Genomic DNA, 21,955 nt, shown 5'->3' on the forward strand with positions numbered 1-21,955 from the left:
GAAGCATCTGCTAATGATGAGCAGATGCTTCTTTTTTATTTGTTTTTATAATACTGTATTGCCATACCATTCTTTTGCTTTTTCTACTTCACCCATTGTTAATTGATGCCCTCTATTTTCCCAATGCATTGTTACATTAGCATTTGCATTTTCTAATAGTACCTTCAATTCCTCTGACTCTGCTGATGAACAAATCGGATCATTTGTCCCAGCAGCAATAAACACAGATTTTTCTGCTAAATTAGGTAATTGCATTCCTCTTCTAGGCACCATTGGGTGATGAAGCACAGCACCTTTTAACGCATTTTCATAATGGAATAATAAGCTTGCCGCAATGTTTGCTCCATTTGAATAACCGATAGCAACAATGTTGTTTCTATCAAATTCATATGTTTTTGCAGCTTCATCTAAAAACTCATTTAATTCCTTCGTACGGAAAATCAAGTCCTCTTCATCAAAAATACCTTCTGCTAATCGGCGGAAGAAACGCGGCATCCCATTCTCTAACACATTTCCCCTAACGCTTAATACCGAAGCTTCCTGATCAATTATTTCTGCAAGTGGTAATAAATCTAATTCATTACCTCCTGTGCCATGAAGTAATAATAACACTGGTTTTGACGTATCTTTTCCTTTTTGAAAAACATGTTTCATCATAATCCTTTTCCCCTTTCAATCACTTTAATCTAAATTTCTCACTTCAAATGGTAAAAGTGTTTGTTCAATCTGTTTTCTATGTTGTTCATATTGTTCCGGTAACTTTAATTCCTCACCCATCGTCTCTAACGATTCATCATGAGCGAAACCAGGGGGATCTGTTGCAATTTCAAATAAAATTTCACCGTGTTCTCTAAAATAAATTGCGTTAAAATAATTTCGATCTTGTACAGGAGTTACGTGGTATCCAAAACGGGACACATGCTCTTTCCAGTCTAGCTGATCAGCATCGTCACTCGCTCTCCAAGCAATATGATGCACTGTACCAACACCCATTTGGCCACGACCAATTGTCGATAACCTCAAATCGATAATATTTCCAATATCAGCAGAAGAACGGAATCGAATAAATTCACCCTCTTCTCCAATTTTCTCAAGACCCATAACATGCTCTAACAATTCAGCAGTTTTTTGAGGTTGTGCCGATAAAAGAACAGCACCGCCAAATCCTTTAATTGCTACTTCTGGCGTAACTTCTCCAAAAGTCCAATTATTTAATTCACCCTCTTCTCTTTCTACTAATTCTATATGCAAACCATGTGGATCATCAAATTCTAAATACTGCTCTCCAAATCGAGTCATTTTTGTATACGAAACATCGAATTTTTCTAATCTATTTTCCCAAAACTCCATTGCCCCTTTTGGTACAACATAAGAAGTGATTCCCACTTGACCGTCACCAATAACTCCTTGACGAGCACCTGCCCATGGGAAAAACGTAATGATTGTTCCTGGTTTTCCTCCTTCATTACCGAAATAAAGATGGTACGTACCTGGATCATCAAAATTCACTGTTTGTTTTACTAAACGTAAACCTAATACACCAGCATAAAAATCTACATTTTCTTGTGGATGTCCTACGATTGCTGTAATGTGATGAATTCCCATCGTTTTCTTTTCCATTTTCTCCGCCCCTTTTTATTTCATTTTAAAAACTTTTATACATTAAATTTCATTATTCATTTTGTCCATACTGCAAAGTAAAATCCATCGTTATAATTTTATCTCGAATTCGAGACATTAATTATAAAATTATATTTTAGCATCTAAACCATTAAAATTATCTCGAACTCAAGATAATACTCAAAAAATATTTGTTCAATCTATTATCATGATAAATCTTGATTTGGAATGATATTTATCTCGAACTCAATATTTATTATAAGTTACTTACTTTTCATTGTCAACAAGTGACTTACTTCATTTCAAATTAAAAAAAGCCATACAAATGTATGACTGTTAACTTATTGACATCTCAATTTTCTCTTTCCCTGCATATACTTTACGAAATTTCATATAGCAGCCAATACGCCAAGGTACTATATAACAAACCGCAAGGGTGTAGAAAAGAATGCCGATTGACTTTGGATCTAAACCTTGTAAATGTCTTCTAAAATAAGCACGTAAAAGGACAATAATTAAAAATGTAGCAATAAAAGCAATACTTTTTTTCGCATAAATTTGACCATCTTCTCTCACTTCATATCCAGTTAAAATAATAAGTGGAATTGATAATAACAGTCCAATCCCAGCAGCTACCCCAATTTGCCAATCAGCAAGTTGTATCGGTGCCGCATATAAAGAAAAACCTGGTAATAAAAGGAATAATGGAAATAATAGTCGTCTTCCTTTATTTTTAATTGGTCGATTCATAGAACGCATACGTCCAAATATAATGAGCCCTATGACAAGTAAAAAAATTGTTATACTGTACGAACCTTGATCCAAATGAATCTCTCCCTAAAAATAGTCATTTTTAAAACCTTTCCCATTATACTCTTAATGTTTTCTAAAGAATATGATTATTCCTTCAAAAATTTTACATATAAAATATATTTTTAGGTTTTATTTATTATAGGAAACAATTCCGAAAGAGGCACCACCCGCCCTACCTCATCTTTAAACACAATATGCTCTCTCGTTAAATGACGCGGGCTCTTTACTCCCGCTGCTGCCGCAAGCGAGAACAAACTATATCTCATACTAACAACATAATTCATTACTCGCCATTTCTTCTCATACGGATCTAGCGCTTTTTGATAGTGCGGATTCGTCGTGGCAACTCCAGATGGACATTGCCCCGAATTACATTGAAGCGCCATAATACAGCCACTTGCCATCATAAATCCACGCGCTGAATTTACAGCATCTGCACCAATTGCTAAAGCAATTGCCACTTTATCTGGTGTAATTAATTTCCCCGAGGCAAAAACTTTGAATTTGTCCCGGACACCGTAATGATTCGCTGTATCAATACATGTCAGTAACGCTGGAATAAGCGGCATCCCCATACTATCTGCCATCGATTTATACGTTGCACCTGATCCACCTTCTGAACCATCAACTGTAATGAAATCTGGATAAATATTTAACTCTTTCATCGATTTGAATAAATCTTCCAACGGCTCCTGCTGTCCAATTACAATTTTCATACCGACTGGTTTGCCGCTGCTTTCTTGCAAATGTTGAATAAAATAAAGTACATCTACTGCATTCTTTAAAAATGGAAATCGATTCGGTGAATTAATCGTTTCTCCTTCTCGCACATTCCGAACAGAAGCAATTTTCTCATTTACTTTTTGTCCCTCTAGATGACCACCACGTATTTTCGCACCTTGCCCAAATTTCAATTCGAATGCTTTAATATTACTTTCTTTCGCTTTCTCCATAAATTTCTTCATTGAAAACTTACCATCCTCATCACGATATCCAAATAATCCTGGACCAATTTGCGCAACGATATTTGCACCGGTATGTAAATGTTCCGGTATTACACCACCTTCCCCCGTATTAATCCACGAACCGCCAGCCATCTTCGCGCCAAATCCACTTGCCAAAATATAATTTTCGCCAATCGCACCGTAAGAAGTTGCTGATGCGCCAAACATGCCATACAGTTTCCACGGATATTTGCGGTTTTCACCGACGATAATTGCATCGTCTTCTTCGTATAACCAAAGATTCGTTGTATCCGCTGTCAATTTTTCTCTTCGTGAAAATAACCCTTCCTTATGAATCACATACTTTTTCCCTTCACGTTCTTTCGTTACATTCACACTTAATTCATCTGTTAATTTCGGAAATAATGTATTAGCGATATAATATCCAGATGCATCAAAATCTCGTTTTGATCCAAAACCGAGTATTTCTGAACGGTATTTTGCTAGAAACATTACACTTTGAAAATCATAACGTGAAAAGGGCTTTCCATCCGTATCATGATCAAACCAATATTGCCTAAATTCCGGTCCTATCTTTTCAAGTAAATAACGCATCCTTCCTAAGTATGGATGTAACTTTAATATAGAATGATGCGTCCGTTTTTTAATAAAAAATGTAATAATAAAAAAAATGATTAATAGTAACATCAATAAGAGCAATATACTAATAATAACGAGTAGCGTTTCACTCATCCCGCTTCCTCCTATGAAAATCCATAATAAAAGGAGAACACCTGATGTGTTCTCCTTTTATCTTTATTCAAATTAATGTAGCAAGATGCTCTTTCGCATCATATTCAACTAAACTTTCAGCATTTTTAATTCGATGAACAAAATCTGGATTAGCTATTAAAGGTCTTCCGAATGCCACTACATCAATTGTTCCTTCTTGCAACGCTTCTTCAGCCTCTTTCGGATTTAAATTCCCTACTCCTACAATCGTACCCTCCCAATATTTTCTTACTAATTGATGAAAATTCTTTCCGTCAGCAATAACTGCCGTATAATTCATCGTTGAAGGGTGAATCATCGTTAATCCAACTTCGTTGAACATATTTACAAACATTTCAATTGCAAGTTCAGGGTTTTCCCACATATAAGTTGGATTATCACCTTTGAAAGCAGAGAAACGAAGAAGTGTTTTATCAGCCCCAACAGCTTCTATTACAGCCTCCGTTACTTCTTTCATAAACGTTAACCTTTTCTTTAAATCTCCGCCGTATTTATCAGTACGCTTATTTGCGAACTCATAAGTAAATTGATCGATTAAATATCCGTGTGCCCCATGAATTTCTACTCCATCAAATCCGGCTTCGATCGCGTTTTTCGCAGCTTGTGCGTATTGACCAATCACCTCTTGTATTTCTTCTAACGTCATTGCTTCTGGCGTGTCGAACGGTTTACGAAAACGCGGAACATTTCCCTCTGCAGCGATAGCAGACGGTGCTTGTGGCATTTGTCCACCAATTATTTCGTGATGACTCATACGGCCAACATGCCATATTTGAGCAATAATCGTTCCGCCTTCTTTATGTACTGCTTCTGTAACAGGCTTCCACGAATCGATTTGTTCTTGCGTATAAATTCCTGGCACTCCCGGATTACCTTTTGCTCTTGGGCTAATGACGATTCCCTCTGTAATAATTAATCCAACTCCATCAGCTGCACGCTTTCTATAGTACTCAACTACATCAGTACCAACTACTCCCGTTTCATGATTTGCGAAACATCTCGTCATCGGTGCCATTGCTATGCGATTACGAAGAGACCAAGATCCAATTTGAATCGGATTAAACAACTTTATTTCTTCAATATTTTCAAAAGATCCCCAAGCGTTTATATTTGTTCCTTCATAAATACTTGCTGCTTTATTATTTGAACTTGTCATTTTTCTTCCCCCTAAAAAAATTCTTACTATAATCGCATCATACTTACTTTTAGATAGTAACGTCAATTTATACGCTTTAAACACAAAACATTCGAATATCAAACAAATAGAATGCTATAAATAAACTAAAAAAGGTTTCCTTAGTAGGAAACCTTTTTTAGTTGACCATATATGGGTATCAATTTCTTTATCTCTTTTATATAAAGAATTATTATCTCTTCACATATAAAAAATCCCTTATCAATAGAAGTGGAAATGGTTGAGTATTCTTCTAAAAATAATAACTTATAAACCTAAAACAATGAAAGCCCTACCTCTCTTTCATCCTTACGGCTCCTCGTCCGTGCCAGTGTGAATCAGGATTGCAAAAATCAAGTAACTATTCTATCGAAGTATTTAATTAAACTTCGAACATTCATAAAGAATTAAAAAATAAAAATGGATTTGATTGTAGTAATAACAAAAGAGGTTAATGCTCTAAAAGTGGTTTGAAAGAGTTGAATGTCTTTGAAATGATTAATTTTCTATAATTATGTTCCCAAAAAATTCAAAACCTTTTTTGGGATCTAATACATTATTTGTAATGAATCTTAACAAAAGCTTTTTATTTGACTTTCTGTGATACCTTCAATTAATCCCAGTTCACTAATCAAAAATTCGTGTGCGTTATCTAACATTTTCTTTTCGCTTGCATTAAGTGCTTTTTCTTTCTGCATACGTAATAAATCACGTACAACTTCAGCACCTTCTTGTATTTTACCCGTCTTTATTTTATCAGTGTTCAATTTATACCTTTGTTTCCACGTAAGTAATCTATCAGATTCTCCATGTTGAAAAATATCCAATATGTGTGCTATTGCCGTTATATCCGTGACTGGTCGTATATTTGAGCTCAATATTCTCCCTGCCGGAATCATTACTTCCATATTACTACCCGACATTTTTATAACATAATACTGTTGTTTTTCTCCTGCGATTTCCTTCTCTTCTACGGCTTTAATTATACCTGCTCCGTGCATAGGATAAACAATGTTATCGCCAATTTGAAACAAATAATCCACCTCCATATATGGTAACCTTCTCAATCTTAACACACAATCGCTTTTTTAGCAAAATTTTTATTTTATCATAAAATTATTTTTCATGTCAATCCTTTCGAACTAAGAAAATAAATTTGTGAAATATCACTGAAAACCCGCAATCTTATTAACTTTTCCACACATATATACATTCTAACTTTACCTTCTCTTTTTACATAAAAACACATTACTACTTATAAGTAGTAATGTGTTTTTTATACGGAATCGTTAAACATTCCCTATTAATTCCACGTCTATATACTAACCTGCTTACAGACTGTCTCTCTCGCTAAAAGAAAACCCATAATCACTTGCGCAGCTACTCGACTTGTCATATCTCTGAAATCAAGGGTTGGATCAATTTCTACTATATCCATCCCTTGAACAAGCGGTTCTTTACCAAGAAATTCAATCGCATCAAGTAAAGTCGTACTATCCATACCGCCAGGACCAATTGCTGGACAACCTGGTGCAAATGCTTGATCTAGTACATCCATATCAAGAGAAATGTAAATAGAAGTCACGCCTTGCTCTCTTAATACTTCAATACTTTCCGTGATAATATCTTTGATTTTTCGCTCCCGTACATCTTTCATTGTGTACACTGTCACGCCTTGCTCTTTTGCATATTCATGGTACGCACGTGCATTTGAAAAATTACGAATCCCGATTTGAACGAGTTGTTTTCCTGTAATGACACCATTTTCTAGTAAACTACGGAACGGTGTCCCATTTGATGGACCACCATCATCTAAATTACGTAAATCATGATGGGCATCAAATTGAATAATACCGACCTTCCCTTTACTATTTACAAATCCTGTTATACTCGGAAAACTAATCGAGTGATCCCCGCCAAGAACGATTGGTGTCATATTCGGATTTACTTTCGTTACGTGACCAACTGTTTTCGCAATTCGGTTATGACTTTCTTTTATATCCGTCACATGCATCGTGATATCACCGCAATCATATAAGACACTTTCTTTCATATCATGTTCTTCTGTAATTGCGTACGTGCTATATGCATCTAACATCGCACGAATTGTTTTTGGAGCAAAGCTTGCTCCTGAATGACTAATAGATGGTTTAGAAAGGGGTGCTCCAATTAAGGCAGCACCGAATATTTCCACGCCTTCCTCCCACTCTTTAATCATCTCACTCCATTTCGTCACTTCACGATCAATAAACTTTGCATTCTTCTTTAAATAGTGGCCGTGCTCCACGATTGTTCACCTCTTGTATATGCGATATTACCATTCTTCCATACTGTATTTACATGACTTACGCCGTAATGATACGGTACGTAAGCATAATTGTAAGCATCCCATAAAACTAAATCTGCCTTACGACCAACTCTAATTTTCCCAGCTACATCACCACGATTAATTGCGTAAGATGAGTTAACTGTTACTGCATTCCAAACTTCTTCTGGTGTCATTTTCAGCTTGAGCATCGCGATGCTCATAATAAGCTGAATGTTCTCAGTTGGACAGCTGCCTGGGTTAAAATCTGTAGCTAACGCAACTGCAACACCTTCATCGATCATTTTACGCCCACGAGCAAAGCTTTCTTTATTTAAATAGAAAGTTGTTCCTGGTAATAAAGTCGCTACTGTATTAGAGTTTGCAAGCATTTCAATTCCTTTATCAGAAGCGCCAACTAAATGGTCCGCTGATGCTGCACCAATTTCAGCCGCTACTTCCGCGCCACCAAGAGGGTCAATTTCATCTGCATGAATTTTCACATCAAAACCAAGCTCTTTCGCTTTTAATAAAAACTCTTTTGATTCTTCGACAGAGAACACACCTGTTTCGCAGAAAATATCAACGAATTCAGCTAGTTGCTTCTCTTTCATTTCTGGTAGTAGGTCTAACATCCATTGTAAAAATTCTTTCGATCTACCTTTATACTCTTTCGGAACTGCATGAGCACCTAAAAATGTGGAAACTAAATCGATTGGATGCTCTTTTTGTAATTGTGCAGTTGCCTCTAATTGTTTCCATTCCGTCTCATCATCTAATCCGTAACCACTCTTCGCTTCTACAGTTGTAACTCCGAAAGATAACATACGGTCTAAATGAAATTTCGCTTTTTGAACAAGTTCTTCTCTCGACGCCTGTTTCGTTGCATTTACAGTTGAAAGAATACCTCCGCCTTGTTCCAAAATTTCTAAGTACGGAACTCCTTGTAATTTCAGTGCGATTTCATTTTCACGAGATCCACCAAATACAAGGTGAGTATGCGGATCAACAAGACCAGGAGAAACCATTTTCCCGCCGCAATCAATAACTTCTTTAGCTTGTAATCCTTTCGCTTCTTCCGCTGTTCCAACGAAAGTAATTACGCCATTTTCAATTCCAACCGCACCGTTTTCGATAACAGGAAGCGTGTTCATCGCCTCACGTCTTAACAAGCCATCTTCTTGATCCATTGTTAGTAATTGACCGATATTTATTAGTAAAGTGTCCAGCATGTTTTCTCCTCCTTATTTCATCATTGGAATGTTAACGCCTTTTTCTTTCGCAGTTTCCACAGCTAAGTCATATCCTGCATCAACGTGACGAACAACACCCATACCAGGATCAGAAGTTAATACGCGCTCAATACGTTTTGCTGCCGCTTCTGTTCCATCTGCAACGATAACCATTCCAGCGTGAAGTGAATAACCCATACCAACGCCACCACCGTGATGAACAGACACCCAGCTCGCACCGTTTACACTGTTAATTAATGCATTTAAAATTGGCCAGTCTGCTACTGCATCACTGCCGTCTTTCATCGATTCTGTCTCACGGTTTGGAGATGCTACTGATCCGCAATCTAAATGGTCACGACCGATAACGATCGGTGCTGATAATTCACCATTCGCCACCATTTCATTAATGATGCGGCCAAATTTTGCGCGCTCACCGTAACCAAGCCAACAAATACGTGATGGAAGACCTTGGAACTCAACTTGCTGACGAGCCATACGAATCCAGTTACATAAATGCTCATTATCAGCAAACTCACGTAAAATTACTTCATCAGTTTTATAAATATCTTCTGGATCACCAGAAAGCGCTACCCAGCGGAATGGTCCTTTTCCTTCACAGAATAACGGACGGATAAATGCTGGAACGAATCCTGGGAAATCGAATGCATTTTTCAAACCTTCATCGAAAGCAACTTGGCGAATGTTATTTCCGTAATCAAATGTAATCGCGCCTTTTTCTTGCATAGCAAGCATTGCTTCCACATGTTTTTTCATACTTTCTTTTGATAATTGTACGTAACGTTCTGGATCTTCTTCACGAAGTTTCGCTGCTTCTTCTAACGTGTAACCTACTGGAATGTAACCGTTTAATGGATCATGAGCAGATGTTTGATCCGTAACTAAATCTGGCGTGATATTACGCTTCACTAGTTCTGGTAAAATCTCCGCTGCATTTCCTAACAATCCGATTGAAATCGGTTCTTTCTTCTCTTTATACTCGTTCGCAATAGTTAATGCTTCTTCTAAAGACTCTGTATACAGATCACAATATCTCTTTTCAATACGACGATCGATACTGCGCTTATCAACATCAATAGCAATTACAACACCGCCGTTCATCGTTACAGCAAGAGGTTGTGCACCACCCATACCACCTAAACCAGCAGTAAGTGTTACTGTACCTTTTAATGATCCATCGAAATGTTGACGTGCTGCTTCACCAAATGTTTCATATGTTCCTTGTAAAATCCCTTGTGTTCCAATGTAAATCCAGCTACCAGCTGTCATTTGGCCGTACATCATAAGACCTTTTTTCTCTAGTTCACGGAAGTGATCCCAGTTCGCCCATTTTGGTACTAAGTTTGAGTTTGCTAACAGAACGCGAGGTGCATCTTCATGTGATTTAAAAATTGCAACTGGTTTTCCTGATTGAACAAGTAATGTTTCATCGCTTTCTAACGTTTTTAATGAATCTACAATTGCATGGTAGCTTTCCCAGTTACGAGCTGCCCGGCCAATTCCGCCATATACAACTAATTCTTCTGGTTTTTCAGCAACTTCAGGATCTAAATTGTTCATTAACATACGAAGTGCAGCTTCTTGAACCCACCCTTTCGTTTGTAGCTCTGTGCCTCTTGGCGCGCGAATTGTTTGTTTAACTTTTTCCATTTCAATCTCTCCCTTTTCTCATTTTATAGTGCTGCGTTTACATCTAATCTTTCTTTTATCGAATAATTCGTTTTTAACCAATACGCAATATTTTCAATATCCGTTGAGAATATGCGATCATTTGTAATAGAAGGTACTTGTTGACGGCCTTGATGGTAGAAGCTCTTCGTCACTGTACTCATGTTTTCAATACCGCGATATTCTGCTGCTTGCATCGCACAAATCATCTCAATTGAAAGAACACGTCTTACATTTTGAATAATTTGATGTGCATGGCGTGAAGCAATTGTTCCCATACTTACGTGATCCTCTTGATTAGCTGATGATGGAATTGAATCAACACTCGCTGGATGTGCTAACGTTTTATTTTCAGAAACAAGTGACGCTGCAGCGTATTGCATAATCATTGCACCAGACTGAAGTCCTGGTTCTGGACTTAAAAATGGAGGTAAATCATTTAATTGCGGATTTACTAAACGCTCAATACGACGCTCTGAAATATTTGCAAGTTCCGCCATTCCTACTTTTAAGAAGTCCATCGCAAACGCAATCGGTTGACCATGGAAATTACCACCCGAAATTACTTTTTCCCCACCATCAAAGATTAGTGGATTGTCCGTTGCTGCATTCATTTCAATTTCTAATTTTTCTTTCACATAATTTAAAACTTGCCAAGAAGCACCGTGTACTTGCGGGATACAGCGAAGTGAATATGCATCCTGTACTCGTAGTTCTCCTTGTTTTGTTGTTAATTTACTATCATGAAGGATGTCACGAATTCTGCTCGCTACTTCCACTTGCTCTTTATAACCACGTGCTTTATGAACATTTTCATCAAATGCATCAATAATGCCTTGTAATCCTTCAATTGTCATCGAAGCAATGAATTCAGCTTGATAAGCCATTGCTTCTGCTTCTATATAAGAAAGAACTCCTTGTGCTGTCATCGCCTGCGTACCATTGATTAATGCCAGCCCTTCTTTCGCTTCAAGTTCAATCGGTTCAAGACCTTCTTCTGTAAGAGCAACCATCGCATGAACACGTTTTCCCTTATAGAACACTTCACCTTCGCCTAATAATACAAGCGCAAGATGAGATAAAGGTGCTAAATCGCCACTCGCACCAAGTGAACCTTGTTGAGGAACGACTGGGTGAATTTTACGATTTACAAACTCAAGAAGCATATTTACAACAAGCGGTCTAACACCAGATACTCCTTTAAGCATCGTGTTCGCTCGTAAAATTAACATACCGCGTGATACTTCTTCAGGGAATGGATCACCTATACCGCATGCATGTGACTGAATTAAATTGTGTTGAAGTGCCTTTACATCATCTTTTTGAATAAGCACGTCACTGAACTTTCCAAATCCAGTTGTAATACCGTAAACGACTTTTCCGTCCTCTACAATTTTCTCAACAACTTCGCGGCACTCCGCCACCTTTTGCATACTATTTGGACAAGCTGTTACACCTTCCCCTTCAAGTAACAACTTCTTCATCTCTTCAATTGTCAATGTCTGTCCTGTTAACGTAATCATTCTTTTTCCTCCTTAAAAAGGCAAAAGGGGACCTTATCTTTTTTAAGACAGACTTCTGTCCTAAAAAAGTAAGGCCCCCTTCTAACTAATAGACTATGGGCAAATCATATGTGATTAATTCCTAAACCAATCGCCTCATGCTCAGATCCTTTTACAGGTGCACCAATCGTTCCATATAATGCAACAGCAACCCATTCGCCTTCTTTTTTTCCGTCGTATGGTGTACCGCGCACAATCGCAAAGCGAAGTCCTACTGTACGAAGAACGTCTGCTAACTGAATTTGACCTCTCGTCACTCCGTACAAAGCTTCCATAATTGCATGATAAAGTGCATGTGTTTCTCTGTAAACGTCTGTCTCAATAACTTGGGTGCTCTTAGCCGCTGTTTCCATTGCTGCTACAACTTTTTGCGAATTCATCGAACCCACTTTCCCCGTACAATACTTCCAACCTTTTGGAACAGATAATACAGGACTTTCATTCTCATCCGCAAGTGCCAACAACATGGCCATACGACCAATTCGATGTGTTCCTTGAAGAAGCATGTGACTCTCTCATTTCTTTTAATTATTTGAATATTTCTTAATTTAAGAATATATGAAAACGGTTAAATCGTCAATAGTTTAAACTCACATTCAAACATTTTTTTCATCCCCTCCATTTGTGTACACAAATGATTTACACAAATTTTTCAGGCGTGCTATAGTCTCACTAACAGATGCAAAGGGGCGATATTTCAATGACGAAGCGAAAAGATATTCATTTTCGAATTGAAGAAAAATTACTTGAAAGGTTTGAATCTGCACTCCATTACGAAGGTTTAAAGAAAACCGACGTATTAACACATGCGATTCAGCAATTTTGCACGAAGGTGGAATGCGAAAAAATGAATGATGTAAAACGCCAATATAACGTAAGCAACCATTTACAAACACGTATCGATACGCATAAACATTACGAAGAAAAACAAGTAAATTTAGATGAACTCGTCATGGAACATTTACAACTTCAAGGAGAAGAAAAAATATTAGAGGTTGGGTGTGCTAATGGAAATTTCCTTTCCCTTTTACAAACTAACGGTCATAAAGGACAACTAACCGGTTTTGATCAATCGAAAACGATGCTTTCTGAAGCTGCAATAAAGAATAGCATAATTGAATGGAAACTAGGTGATGCTGGTAAACTTCCTTTTGAAGCTAATTGCTATGACTGGGTCATCACAAGACATATGTTATATCACATGAAAGATGTCGAAAAAACAGTTCAAGGATTCCATAAAGTAATTCGTCCCGGAGGCTCACTTTTAGCTACAACAAATTCTGACGTTACATTACCTCGTATAGTTGAAATGTGTAACCGCATGTTGGACGCATTTGATTTACCGAAAACAACATCATCAGTCACTCCATTTTGTTTAGAAAATGGTAAAGAGATATTACAGTCTGTTTTTCCAACTGTTGAAGTAACAGTTATTCATAATGCTCTTGTTTTTCATCACGCTACTCCGATTGTAAACTATATTTCTAGCATGTTTCCGTCGCTACATATACCTGATAATACATATCTTCACGCCGAAATGAAGGAATGGCTAAAAAAAGAAGTAGAAAATGAATTGTCACTTCATAACGGTATATGGCGCGACCCGAAAACGTTAGCCATTTATCGATGTCAAAAAGAAAAAAGCTAGCAAATGCTAGCTTTTATACATTCTCATGTAAAAGTTTGTCCATCATCATATTGCCCTTACCACCGTAAAAATTTATATTATATTCGTTCGCTACTCCAAAATAAGAAGCAACTGCTATTCCGAATGGTACGAAAGCATGTCCTTGTGCAGTAATAATATTTGAGTGTTGTACAACTTCTTTATATACAAAATTTTCTACTGGAAAACAATCTAACTTTTGATAATCTATAGTCGCTGTATAAGAAATCCCTTTAAATAAACCTGCTCTTGCTAACGCATACGGTCCAGCACAAATCGCAGCTACTAATTTTTCTTTTTCAGAAAATTGGCGAATGACTGAAAAGAGAATATCTGCGTCTTTCATATGTACTGCGTCTCCCCCTGGAATGATAATCCCCTCATATTCATCTACACGCACTTCACTTAATTCTATATGCGGTTGTACTTGCAAGCCTGTTTCACTTATAATCAACCCTTTTGTTAAGCCCGCAGTAATGATTTCATATTTCTTTTTCAGCAATGCTGTTGCTACTGTAATTTCAAACTCCGCAAATGTTGGGTATACGAATAATAATATTTTTTTCATAGTCCTTTCTCCTTTAACCAGCCCATAAAATATGCTTCTAACTCATCCACTGTTAATCTATTCGTGTCCACATAAGTTACAGGAAATTGTTTATACCATTCTTTTTCAGTTTCTACTAATTTAAATTGCTCTTCAAATGTACTTCGGTTTCTTGTCCTATCATTATTTTTTCTATCATATACATTCTTTTTCGTAACATCTAAATAAAAAATTGCATCTGAACGACATTCTCTTAATTTATATAATTCATCTTTTAATTCAGTTTCCATATCCCACTCTTCCCCTATAATCGTTGGATAAAAAAGCGTATAAAACTCAATATCTTCTGGTCCGCGATCAAAAATCACGACTGAATCTTTCACATTTTGAAACTCCTTTATTTTTGCTTCCATAAACATTTTTTGATTTATAATAAATCCTTCTTTTGAATTCATATCCAAATTTAATTGTTTTCGCTTTTCTACAATTAGATATGGATTTTCATATATAACTGAAAGCCCACATCTCTCTAACCTTTTAGCCAATGTTGTTTTTCCGCTTGCCATCGATCCTTGGATTGAAATTACATATGCCATTCCTCTCATTCCCTTGCACTTTAGTACACCTATAATATACAGAATTTTGAAAACTATCAACGATATACATATCATCTTGTTTCTTATTCTTATCTAACTTATAATAAAAATAGAGATTATGACGGACGCATCAATAATGTAAGCTTGGAAATCCAAGCTTACATTATTTTTTGCTTTCCCTTTTCTAATAAAAAGAGTATACTAGTTTAGAACGTATGTTCTTAATGATTACATACAGTAAGGAGATAGAACAATGGTATACGATACAAAAGCAATTTCTTGGAATGAGTCTTTAAAACAACTTCAACGCCGCTATACGAACAAACAAGTTGATCGAAAAGAATTTGAAAATATTGAACTGATGGAATTCTTCCGCGATAACGACTACATTTCTTTACCTACACATATAAGCGGCCTATCAACAGTACGTTTTACTTCTTACTCTATTTTCACAACTGAAGATAAAGATCGTAAAGTTGGCACATTAATCATTGAATATGTAGAAGATGATAATAATAATTTATGTGTTGAACAACTATACTTTGTTTAAATGATAACGCTTGGTCAAAATGACCAAGCGTTCTTGCTTTCTATGAATATCACTGTTTATAATATGAATAAAAGAAAACCGTAATCATTAAGGGGGGATAAGCTTGCTCGAAGGATGGTTCAGTTGGTTCATAGTGCTATGGACTATAATTTTATTAGGACTTATGTCTATCGGTGGATATTTCATGTTCAGAAAATTCCTAAAACGATTACCAAAAGAAGATGGTATGTCTGTTTTAGATTGGGAAGAGCACTATATTAATAAAACTAGGCATTTATGGGATGAAGAACAAAAACAATTGTTAGAAGAGCTCGTAAGTCCTGTTCCAGAACTATTTCGCGATGTTGCTAAATCAAAAATTGCTGGCAAAATCGGAGAACTAGCATTACAAGAAAAAGCCTCTCAAATTACACAAGATTTAATTATTAAAGGGTATATTATTGCTACACCGAAGCGTGATCATAAATTTTTAGTAAAAAAACTACAAGAAAAAGAGATTGATTATTCAAACTATAAGTCTTTACTCGCAAAATAACTTCACATTATTTTCGATAAAAAAGACAGCGCCTTTGACGCTGTCTTTTTTATTTTATACAAATACAGTTTTTAAGTTAGTTTCATATCTTTTTCATTATAAAAACCATCTTCTTTTTCCATTTCCTTCTGTAATTTCGTAAAGGAACGGTACATGGCAATTCTCCATGACACAATCATAGCGAATGCCAGTAAGAAGAACATGCCACTAAGTTGTCCTAAATCAAGAGATTGACTTAAGTATGTTTTAAATACAATCCGCACGACAAGCAATCCAATTAATATAAAAACAAAGGCTTTTGAACGCTTCAAATAAATCTCTTGTCCTCTAATTTCAAATTTAGATGTTTTAATAAGAAAAATAGAGAAAAACAAACCGACGCCAATTGCTTCTAACATTTCTGCTGGAGTTAATCGAAATTCAGGAAAAACAAACATCAACGCTCCCGTGCTCATAAAAAATGGTGGAAGTATAATCTTTTTCAATGTTGCAGGTTTCTTAGCTGCTTTCAAACGAATAAACATCGCACCGACAGCCATACAAACAGCAACGATACTGGATAAAACAACTATGTTCATATTTTCTCATCCTTTTTTGTGGCTATATGCAAAATATATTTTCATTATATGCTTTTCCGTTAGTATTTCCAACATTTTCACAGAATAATACTAAAAACCGGTAAAACCACCAAATAAACTTGAGAAATATACGATAATTTTCGTCATCCAGTTAAAGTATAGGAAGATACCCATGACAATCATAACATATCCCCCGATTTTCATGAATTTCATACTATTTCTTTTAATCCAAGACATTTTCGTAATAAAGAATGATAGCACGAAAAATGGGATAGCAAACCCAAGTATGTATGCTATCATATAAATCATTGCTGATTCTGGATTTGTTGCAGCTAATCCAATTACAGACACTAAAATAGGTCCAGTACATGGTGTCCACCCTGCAGCAAAGGCCAATCCAATTAGAACAGATCCAAAATAGCCACTCGGACGATTTTTAAACGTAAATTTGCGGTCTTGCATTAAAAACTTCGGCTTAAACACACCGACAATAATAAGACCGAACACGATGATAAATATACCACCTAACTGTCTAATTAAATCTTTATAATTTGTAAAGATGCCTCCAATAAAACTTGTACCAAACCCAATTGCAATAAATATAATTGAAAATCCAAGTAAGAAAAACGCTGTATGTATCATACTTCTTTTACGAAGCATTGCATTTTCTTCTTTCAACTCAGAAACCGACATACCTGTTATGTACGATAAAAATGCCGGATAAAGCGGTAAGCAACATGGGGAAATAAATGATAAAAATCCAGCGCCAAACGCTAAAAAAATACTAATATCTTGCATGATTCCACTCCTCTCCTTACATATTGTAGCAAAAACACATAAAAATACTATGAACAATTCGTGAACTCACTTTAACAACGTGATAATAAGAAAAACTACCCTTACAAACAGTTTCTAATAAAACGTTTTCATTTCCTTCTATTATATAGAACATTCTCAATTGGACTACTAAACTTCTCTAATTGTTATTAACATAACAAAGGTAACATAGTTTCTCAAATGATTAGCACACTATAATAGACTACCCTTCTATCTCCCTAAAAAAAATTTTTTTTCAAATGCTGTCTTTATACAATACGAATCTGATTTTACAATACTTTTATTATTACTAATTTCAAGATTATGCATAAATATCATACTTTTATTATTATTCTATAAAATGTCACACTTTTCTTTTATTTGACCCTTTATTTTTAATTTTGTATACTTCCCTCTAGTTATATATGTCCGTTAGGAACAATTTCATATAGATGGGAGGAATTTTTCATGCTTCGTTATTCTCTTTTAGTTTTATTAGGAGCGTGTAGTTATGGGATTTTAGCCATTTTCGTTAAACTTGCATATGCGGAAGGATTTTCACTTGGAGAGGTAATTGGCAGCCAATATTTGTTCGGTTGGATTATTTTGCTTGCTATTACTCTTCTATTTTCTAGACATCGTGTTCCATTAAAACAAGCGTTAATTTTATTCGTTGCAGGTACATCTGCAAGTTTTACTGGAATTTTTTATTATGCTTCATTAAAAACTGTACCAGCATCTATTGCAATTATACTTTTATTCCAATTCGTTTGGGTCGGAATTATTATTGAAGCAGTCGCAACAAAAGCATTACCTTCAAGAGAAAAGGTTATTTCCGTTATTTTCTTACTTGCAGGTACATTTTTATCAAGTGGTGTACTAGAGAAATCAGCAGGTGATTTCGATATGACTGGAATCATACTAGGTTTATTATCTGCTGTTACATTCGCAACATACATTTTCGTGAGCGGAAAAGTTGCTGTTGAAGTACCTTCATTACCGCGCGGTGTTCTCTTAATGACTGGCGCTTTAACTTTAGTAATGATCGTATTCCCGCCAACATTTATTTTTAGCGGTGCAATTTCTGAAGGACTTTGGAAATACGGTTTAGGATTAGGAACATTTAGTATCGTTATTCCTTCTATCGCCTTTACAATCGGTATTCCAAAGATCGGTTCTGGCTTAGCGACTATTCTTGGTGCCGCAGAACTACCAGTTACAACAATTATGTCTGTATTCGTTTTAAAAGAAGCGGTGCTATCTTCACAATGGATCGGTGTATCACTTATTTTAATCGGTATTGCAATCCCGCAAATTGCCTATGCAATGCGTGGACGTTATCGTAAACATCATACACACAAAAAATTGGCAGCATAAAACGAGAGAGGATTTTCATTTGAGAATCCTCTCTTTTCTTATTGTATACTTAATGTAAATACTTTATTTAAGAAAGAAGGCATTATACGTGGCAGCAAATGTAGAGCAATTAACTGAGATGCTAATTTCTATTCGTCGAAATTTACATGAACATCCAGAGTTATCATACGAAGAATTTGAAACGACGAAGACTATAAAAAATTGGTTAGAAGAGAAAAACATTACGATTATAAATTCTAGTTTAGAAACAGGCGTTATTGCTGAAATTTCAGGGAATAATAGCGGACCAATTATAGCAATCCGTGCTGATATTGATGCCCTTCCTATTCAAGAAGAAACAAATTTACCGTACGCTTCAAATATCCCTGGTAAAATGCATGCTTGTGGGCATGATTTTCATACAGCTGCTATTATAGGTGCCGCTTATTTATTAAAAGAAAAAGAATCTTCACTTAGCGGAACTGTACGCTTTATATTCCAACCAGCTGAAGAAAGTAGCAATGGTGCTTGCAAAGTAATTGAAGCCGGGCATTTACATGGCGTGCAAGCTATTTTCGGTATGCATAATAAACCTGATTTACCAGTAGGTACAATCGGTATTAAAGATGGTCCACTGATGGCCGGGGTCGATCGATTTGAAATTGAAATTCACGGAGTTGGTACACATGCAGCTGTACCAGATGCTGGGGTAGACCCTATTGTCGCGTCCTCTCAAATCGTGATGGCACTCCAAACAATTGTAAGCCGAAATATAAGCTCTTCACATAATGCCGTCGTCAGTGTCACAAACATCCATTCAGGAAATACGTGGAACGTAATTCCTGAAAAAGCAACGCTGGAAGGAACTGTACGTACATTCCAAACTGAAACACGTGAAAAGATTCCAGCTCTCATGAAACGTATTATTCAAGGGGTTTCTGATGCATTAGGTGTAAAAACAGAATTTCGTTTTTATGCAGGTCCTCCTGCTGTTCATAACGATACATCTTTAACAAACTTATCCTCTCAAATTGCTGAAAAAATGAATTTAAATATCATCTCTCCTACCCCGTCAATGGCCGGAGAAGATTTTTCTTTTTATCAACAAGAAATACCTGGTTCATTCGTTTTTATGGGAACGAGCGGTACACATGAATGGCATCATCCAGCTTTTACAGTAGATGAGCAAGCATTACCTATCAGTGCAGAATACTTCGCTTTGTTAGCTGAAAAAGCACTTAAACACTTTGCATAAAAAAGAGCCGTTAAGAAATACTTAACGGCTCTTTTTTTTAAGTTAAATCACGTTTTAAAAATACTGTATAGGAAATGCTTAAAAATACAAATAAATATAGTAATAACATACATGAAGCAAACGGGAATGTTACTCCATCAATAAAACTTCCATTCTTTGAAATACTGTATAAATCTGTGTTTGCTGGCAATAAATATTTCGCCCAATCATATCTAGTTGCTGCTAATAATGCAATATTTCCTGATAAAGCAAGAAATAGCGAAATACCAATCGCGCCTCCACTAGATCTTGTTAATACAGAAATCATAAATGCAAACGCTGCGTACACAATGGTCGGCAACCACGATAAAATATAATACTTACTAGCTTCCACAAAAATATTTTGTTTTATAATATTTCCATCTTGGAAAATAAGCTCGCTCCATGCAGGCTGTTGAAATTTATAAATAACAAGTCCACATAAAGTGGAGAAAATCATATTAAATATAAACAATAACGCTGCAAATATCACAATTGCTAAAAATTTAGCTGTTAAAATTTTAAATCGACTCGCTGGTCGTATCGTTAAAAATTTATATGTTCCCCAGCTATATTCATTCGCAAAAATTGTACTTGCATACACGAGGATAAATGGGAGCAATATTGGAAATACGATAAAACCTGTATCTCTCATGAAAGAAAGCGGAGAACTGCTTGCCGGTGCTGTATCTGTATCTAAATGCTTCATCTTAAGCTGATATTCCTTTACAAGCTCGTCCCCAGATCGTTCTGCTAATATAGCTTCTTTTTTCATACCTAGCTTTTTCTCTATTTCTACAGTTCGTTCTGTATAATCGGCTTTCCATCCTTTTGTTTCCGGTTCTAAATACTTTACCGTAACCCACCCTAATCCAATTATTAATACTGCAATAACTGCAAAGGGAATAATCGTTCGCTTTCGCTTAAATATTTTATACAGTTCGTTATACACTAAATTAAACAATATCTTTTCCCCCTGTTAATTCTAAAAATTGCTCTTCTAACGTTTTTCTTTCTTCATATACACGATAAACTTGAATGTCCTTCTCAAGCAATGTACGAATAACATTTGGGATTTCTTCATCTTTTACATGAATAAGTAGATCATTACCTTTTATTAAAACATCTTGGTCTAACATTTCTGCTGCTTTATTTGCATCATCTACACGTATACGGATTGTCTCCATCTCTTCGCTTTGACTATGCTGAATATTTTGCGTCGCCACATATTCTCCATGCTGAATAATGATAACTCTGTCACACATTAATTCAACTTCTGAAAGTAAGTGACTAGATACAAGTACCGCTTTTCCTTGTTCATGTGCAATTTTCTTTATGTACATTCTCATTTCATGTATTCCACTAGGATCTAATCCATTCGTTGGCTCATCTAATATTAATACATCTGGATCGTGAATAAGCGCTTGAGCAATTCCTAAACGTTGTCTCATGCCGAGTGAATATGCTTTTACTTTGCGGTCAATTACTTGTCCCATCCCTAACAATTTCACTACTTCATCGATACGTTCTTCTGTCACGTTACCATTCATGCGTCCGAAATATGTTAAATTTTCATAGCCACTCAAAAATGGATAAAATTCGGGTGTCTCAATTACTGCTCCAATTTTAGAAGCAGTACTTTCAAATTGTTGTTTTACAGATTGACCGTCAATCCAAACTTCGCCCTCTGTCATACGAATCATGCCGACCATCATTCTCATTAAAGTCGTTTTTCCAGCACCATTTGGTCCGAGCAAGCCAACTACTTCACCCTTTTTAACTTCGAAACTAATATTTTCTACAAGTGTCTTTGAACCAATTCGCTTCGTTAATCGCTCAACCTTTACAATCGATTGTTCATTTGTCATTCTATACAACCTTTCCTTCCCATTCTTTGTCAGGTCTTT

At 36.0% G+C, this 21,955-nt stretch carries 23 protein-coding genes; 5 read left to right on the forward strand and 18 right to left on the reverse strand.

The genetic code is table 11. From position 1 onward, the window contains the following. Positions 1-45: 45 nt before the first annotated feature. The 11 genes from MKO96_RS16610 to hutP all read right to left on the reverse strand — a co-directional run bounded on the left by MKO96_RS16610 (position 46) and on the right by hutP (position 12,637). A complete protein-coding gene (locus MKO96_RS16610) occupies positions 46-657 on the reverse strand; it encodes an alpha/beta hydrolase (protein WP_240588122.1) in 612 nt (203 codons plus the stop codon). 24 nt (positions 658-681) lie between these two features. Beyond that, positions 682-1,620 carry a ring-cleaving dioxygenase gene (locus tag MKO96_RS16615; RefSeq protein WP_087981520.1) on the reverse strand — a complete coding sequence of 313 codons (939 nt, stop codon included), beginning with the start codon at positions 1,618-1,620 and terminating at the stop codon, positions 682-684. Positions 1,621-1,956: 336 nt separating this feature from the next. Next, positions 1,957-2,445: a CcdC protein domain-containing protein gene (locus MKO96_RS16620; protein ID WP_240588123.1), complete on the reverse strand. Its 489-nt coding sequence runs from the start codon at positions 2,443-2,445 to the stop codon at positions 1,957-1,959. 110 nt (positions 2,446-2,555) lie between these two features. Next, complete coding sequence (locus MKO96_RS16625) at positions 2,556-4,130, reverse strand: FMN-binding glutamate synthase family protein (RefSeq protein ID WP_087981522.1); 1,575 nt, start codon at positions 4,128-4,130, stop codon at positions 2,556-2,558. A gap of 67 nt (positions 4,131-4,197) precedes the next feature. Next, positions 4,198-5,325, reverse strand: coding sequence for an alkene reductase (locus tag MKO96_RS16630; protein ID WP_240588124.1), 1,128 nt, complete (start codon positions 5,323-5,325; stop codon positions 4,198-4,200). A 590-nt stretch (positions 5,326-5,915) separates the two neighbouring features. Continuing rightward, positions 5,916-6,377, reverse strand: coding sequence for a CarD family transcriptional regulator (locus MKO96_RS16635; RefSeq protein ID WP_176225740.1), 462 nt, complete (start codon positions 6,375-6,377; stop codon positions 5,916-5,918). 281 nt (positions 6,378-6,658) lie between these two features. Next, positions 6,659-7,630, reverse strand: coding sequence for a formimidoylglutamase (gene hutG, locus MKO96_RS16640; RefSeq protein ID WP_087981524.1), 972 nt, complete (start codon positions 7,628-7,630; stop codon positions 6,659-6,661). Continuing rightward, complete coding sequence (hutI, locus tag MKO96_RS16645) at positions 7,609-8,880, reverse strand: imidazolonepropionase (RefSeq protein WP_240588125.1); 1,272 nt, start codon at positions 8,878-8,880, stop codon at positions 7,609-7,611. Before hutI ends, hutG begins: the two co-directional genes overlap by 22 nt. 12 nt (positions 8,881-8,892) lie before the next feature. Then, complete coding sequence (gene hutU / locus MKO96_RS16650; protein WP_087981525.1) at positions 8,893-10,551, reverse strand: urocanate hydratase; 1,659 nt, start codon at positions 10,549-10,551, stop codon at positions 8,893-8,895. Between the two features lie 23 nt (positions 10,552-10,574). Then, positions 10,575-12,092, reverse strand: a complete 1,518-nt coding sequence (gene hutH / locus MKO96_RS16655; RefSeq protein WP_240588126.1) for a histidine ammonia-lyase — start codon at positions 12,090-12,092, stop codon at positions 10,575-10,577. A 104-nt stretch (positions 12,093-12,196) separates the two neighbouring features. Next, positions 12,197-12,637: a histidine utilization transcription antiterminator HutP gene (hutP, locus tag MKO96_RS16660; protein ID WP_087981527.1), complete on the reverse strand. Its 441-nt coding sequence runs from the start codon at positions 12,635-12,637 to the stop codon at positions 12,197-12,199. A 194-nt stretch (positions 12,638-12,831) separates the two neighbouring features. Between hutP and MKO96_RS16665 the strand changes: the two genes are divergently transcribed. Further along, positions 12,832-13,779 carry a class I SAM-dependent methyltransferase gene (locus tag MKO96_RS16665; protein ID WP_140386857.1) on the forward strand — a complete coding sequence of 316 codons (948 nt, stop codon included), beginning with the start codon at positions 12,832-12,834 and terminating at the stop codon, positions 13,777-13,779. A gap of 13 nt (positions 13,780-13,792) precedes the next feature. Here MKO96_RS16665 and MKO96_RS16670 read toward each other — a convergent pair whose 3' ends face one another. Next, complete coding sequence (locus MKO96_RS16670; RefSeq protein WP_240588127.1) at positions 13,793-14,365, reverse strand: DJ-1/PfpI family protein; 573 nt, start codon at positions 14,363-14,365, stop codon at positions 13,793-13,795. Beyond that, positions 14,362-14,949 (reverse strand): AAA family ATPase, encoded by a 588-nt coding sequence (locus tag MKO96_RS16675; protein ID WP_140386858.1) that lies wholly within the window; start codon positions 14,947-14,949, stop codon positions 14,362-14,364. Before MKO96_RS16675 ends, MKO96_RS16670 begins: the two co-directional genes overlap by 4 nt. A gap of 244 nt (positions 14,950-15,193) precedes the next feature. Between MKO96_RS16675 and MKO96_RS16680 the strand changes: the two genes are divergently transcribed. Together MKO96_RS16680 and MKO96_RS16685 are read left to right on the forward strand one after the other, a co-directional pair. Then, positions 15,194-15,490 carry a hypothetical protein gene (locus MKO96_RS16680; RefSeq protein ID WP_060487415.1) on the forward strand — a complete coding sequence of 99 codons (297 nt, stop codon included), beginning with the start codon at positions 15,194-15,196 and terminating at the stop codon, positions 15,488-15,490. A 103-nt stretch (positions 15,491-15,593) separates the two neighbouring features. Then, positions 15,594-16,025 carry a DUF2621 domain-containing protein gene (locus tag MKO96_RS16685; RefSeq protein WP_240588128.1) on the forward strand — a complete coding sequence of 144 codons (432 nt, stop codon included), beginning with the start codon at positions 15,594-15,596 and terminating at the stop codon, positions 16,023-16,025. 71 nt (positions 16,026-16,096) lie between these two features. Here the strand turns inward: MKO96_RS16685 and MKO96_RS16690 are convergent, their stop codons facing one another. The 3 genes from MKO96_RS16690 to MKO96_RS29520 all read right to left on the reverse strand — a co-directional run bounded on the left by MKO96_RS16690 (position 16,097) and on the right by MKO96_RS29520 (position 17,555). Next, complete coding sequence (locus MKO96_RS16690) at positions 16,097-16,603, reverse strand: CcdC family protein (RefSeq protein ID WP_001028637.1); 507 nt, start codon at positions 16,601-16,603, stop codon at positions 16,097-16,099. Between the two features lie 90 nt (positions 16,604-16,693). Next, positions 16,694-17,401 carry a cytochrome c-type biogenesis protein CcdA gene (ccdA, locus tag MKO96_RS16695; RefSeq protein ID WP_001152684.1) on the reverse strand — a complete coding sequence of 236 codons (708 nt, stop codon included), beginning with the start codon at positions 17,399-17,401 and terminating at the stop codon, positions 16,694-16,696. A gap of 16 nt (positions 17,402-17,417) precedes the next feature. Continuing rightward, positions 17,418-17,555 carry a peptidase T gene (locus tag MKO96_RS29520; protein ID WP_079999649.1) on the reverse strand — a complete coding sequence of 46 codons (138 nt, stop codon included), beginning with the start codon at positions 17,553-17,555 and terminating at the stop codon, positions 17,418-17,420. A 332-nt stretch (positions 17,556-17,887) separates the two neighbouring features. On the opposite strand from MKO96_RS29520, the gene MKO96_RS16700 reads away from it, so the two are divergent. Further along, positions 17,888-18,796, forward strand: a complete 909-nt coding sequence (locus tag MKO96_RS16700) for an EamA family transporter (RefSeq protein WP_087981533.1) — start codon at positions 17,888-17,890, stop codon at positions 18,794-18,796. Between the two features lie 88 nt (positions 18,797-18,884). Next, complete coding sequence (locus tag MKO96_RS16705) at positions 18,885-20,030, forward strand: M20 peptidase aminoacylase family protein (RefSeq protein ID WP_240588129.1); 1,146 nt, start codon at positions 18,885-18,887, stop codon at positions 20,028-20,030. Positions 20,031-20,067: 37 nt separating this feature from the next. Here the strand turns inward: MKO96_RS16705 and MKO96_RS16710 are convergent, their stop codons facing one another. Both MKO96_RS16710 and MKO96_RS16715 read right to left on the reverse strand, forming a co-directional pair. After that, the gene (locus tag MKO96_RS16710; protein ID WP_000482782.1) at positions 20,068-21,012 is read right to left on the reverse strand and encodes an ABC transporter permease; all 945 of its coding nucleotides are present in this window, start codon (positions 21,010-21,012) and stop codon (positions 20,068-20,070) included. Then, positions 21,005-21,916 (reverse strand): ABC transporter ATP-binding protein, encoded by a 912-nt coding sequence (locus tag MKO96_RS16715; RefSeq protein WP_137050695.1) that lies wholly within the window; start codon positions 21,914-21,916, stop codon positions 21,005-21,007. Before MKO96_RS16715 ends, MKO96_RS16710 begins: the two co-directional genes overlap by 8 nt. Positions 21,917-21,955 lie beyond the last annotated feature (39 nt).

This window comes from Bacillus sp. ES1-5, from assembly GCF_022487605.1.
Taxonomy (GTDB): Bacteria; Bacillota; Bacilli; order Bacillales; family Bacillaceae_G; genus Bacillus_A; species Bacillus_A wiedmannii.

What these genes read in the sequence shown, in the direction of transcription:
- MKO96_RS16610 (WP_240588122.1), bottom strand. Translation starts at nt 657, where the DNA reads ATGATGAAACATGTTTTTCAAAAAGGAAAAGATACGTCAAAACCAGTG.
- MKO96_RS16615 (WP_087981520.1), bottom strand. Translation starts at nt 1,620, where the DNA reads ATGGAAAAGAAAACGATGGGAATTCATCACATTACAGCAATCGTAGGA.
- MKO96_RS16625 (WP_087981522.1), bottom strand. Translation starts at nt 4,130, where the DNA reads ATGAGTGAAACGCTACTCGTTATTATTAGTATATTGCTCTTATTGATG.
- MKO96_RS16630 (WP_240588124.1), bottom strand. Translation starts at nt 5,325, where the DNA reads ATGACAAGTTCAAATAATAAAGCAGCAAGTATTTATGAAGGAACAAAT.
- hutI (WP_240588125.1), bottom strand. Translation starts at nt 8,880, where the DNA reads ATGCTGGACACTTTACTAATAAATATCGGTCAATTACTAACAATGGAT.
- hutU (WP_087981525.1), bottom strand. Translation starts at nt 10,551, where the DNA reads ATGGAAAAAGTTAAACAAACAATTCGCGCGCCAAGAGGCACAGAGCTA.
- hutH (WP_240588126.1), bottom strand. Translation starts at nt 12,092, where the DNA reads ATGATTACGTTAACAGGACAGACATTGACAATTGAAGAGATGAAGAAG.
- hutP (WP_087981527.1), bottom strand. Translation starts at nt 12,637, where the DNA reads ATGCTTCTTCAAGGAACACATCGAATTGGTCGTATGGCCATGTTGTTG.
- MKO96_RS16665 (WP_140386857.1), top strand. Translation starts at nt 12,832, where the DNA reads ATGACGAAGCGAAAAGATATTCATTTTCGAATTGAAGAAAAATTACTT.
- MKO96_RS16670 (WP_240588127.1), bottom strand. Translation starts at nt 14,365, where the DNA reads ATGAAAAAAATATTATTATTCGTATACCCAACATTTGCGGAGTTTGAA.
- MKO96_RS16675 (WP_140386858.1), bottom strand. Translation starts at nt 14,949, where the DNA reads ATGAGAGGAATGGCATATGTAATTTCAATCCAAGGATCGATGGCAAGC.
- MKO96_RS16680 (WP_060487415.1), top strand. Translation starts at nt 15,194, where the DNA reads ATGGTATACGATACAAAAGCAATTTCTTGGAATGAGTCTTTAAAACAA.
- MKO96_RS16690 (WP_001028637.1), bottom strand. Translation starts at nt 16,603, where the DNA reads ATGAACATAGTTGTTTTATCCAGTATCGTTGCTGTTTGTATGGCTGTC.
- ccdA (WP_001152684.1), bottom strand. Translation starts at nt 17,401, where the DNA reads ATGCAAGATATTAGTATTTTTTTAGCGTTTGGCGCTGGATTTTTATCA.
- MKO96_RS29520 (WP_079999649.1), bottom strand. Translation starts at nt 17,555, where the DNA reads ATGTTCTATATAATAGAAGGAAATGAAAACGTTTTATTAGAAACTGTT.
- MKO96_RS16700 (WP_087981533.1), top strand. Translation starts at nt 17,888, where the DNA reads ATGCTTCGTTATTCTCTTTTAGTTTTATTAGGAGCGTGTAGTTATGGG.
- MKO96_RS16715 (WP_137050695.1), bottom strand. Translation starts at nt 21,916, where the DNA reads ATGACAAATGAACAATCGATTGTAAAGGTTGAGCGATTAACGAAGCGA.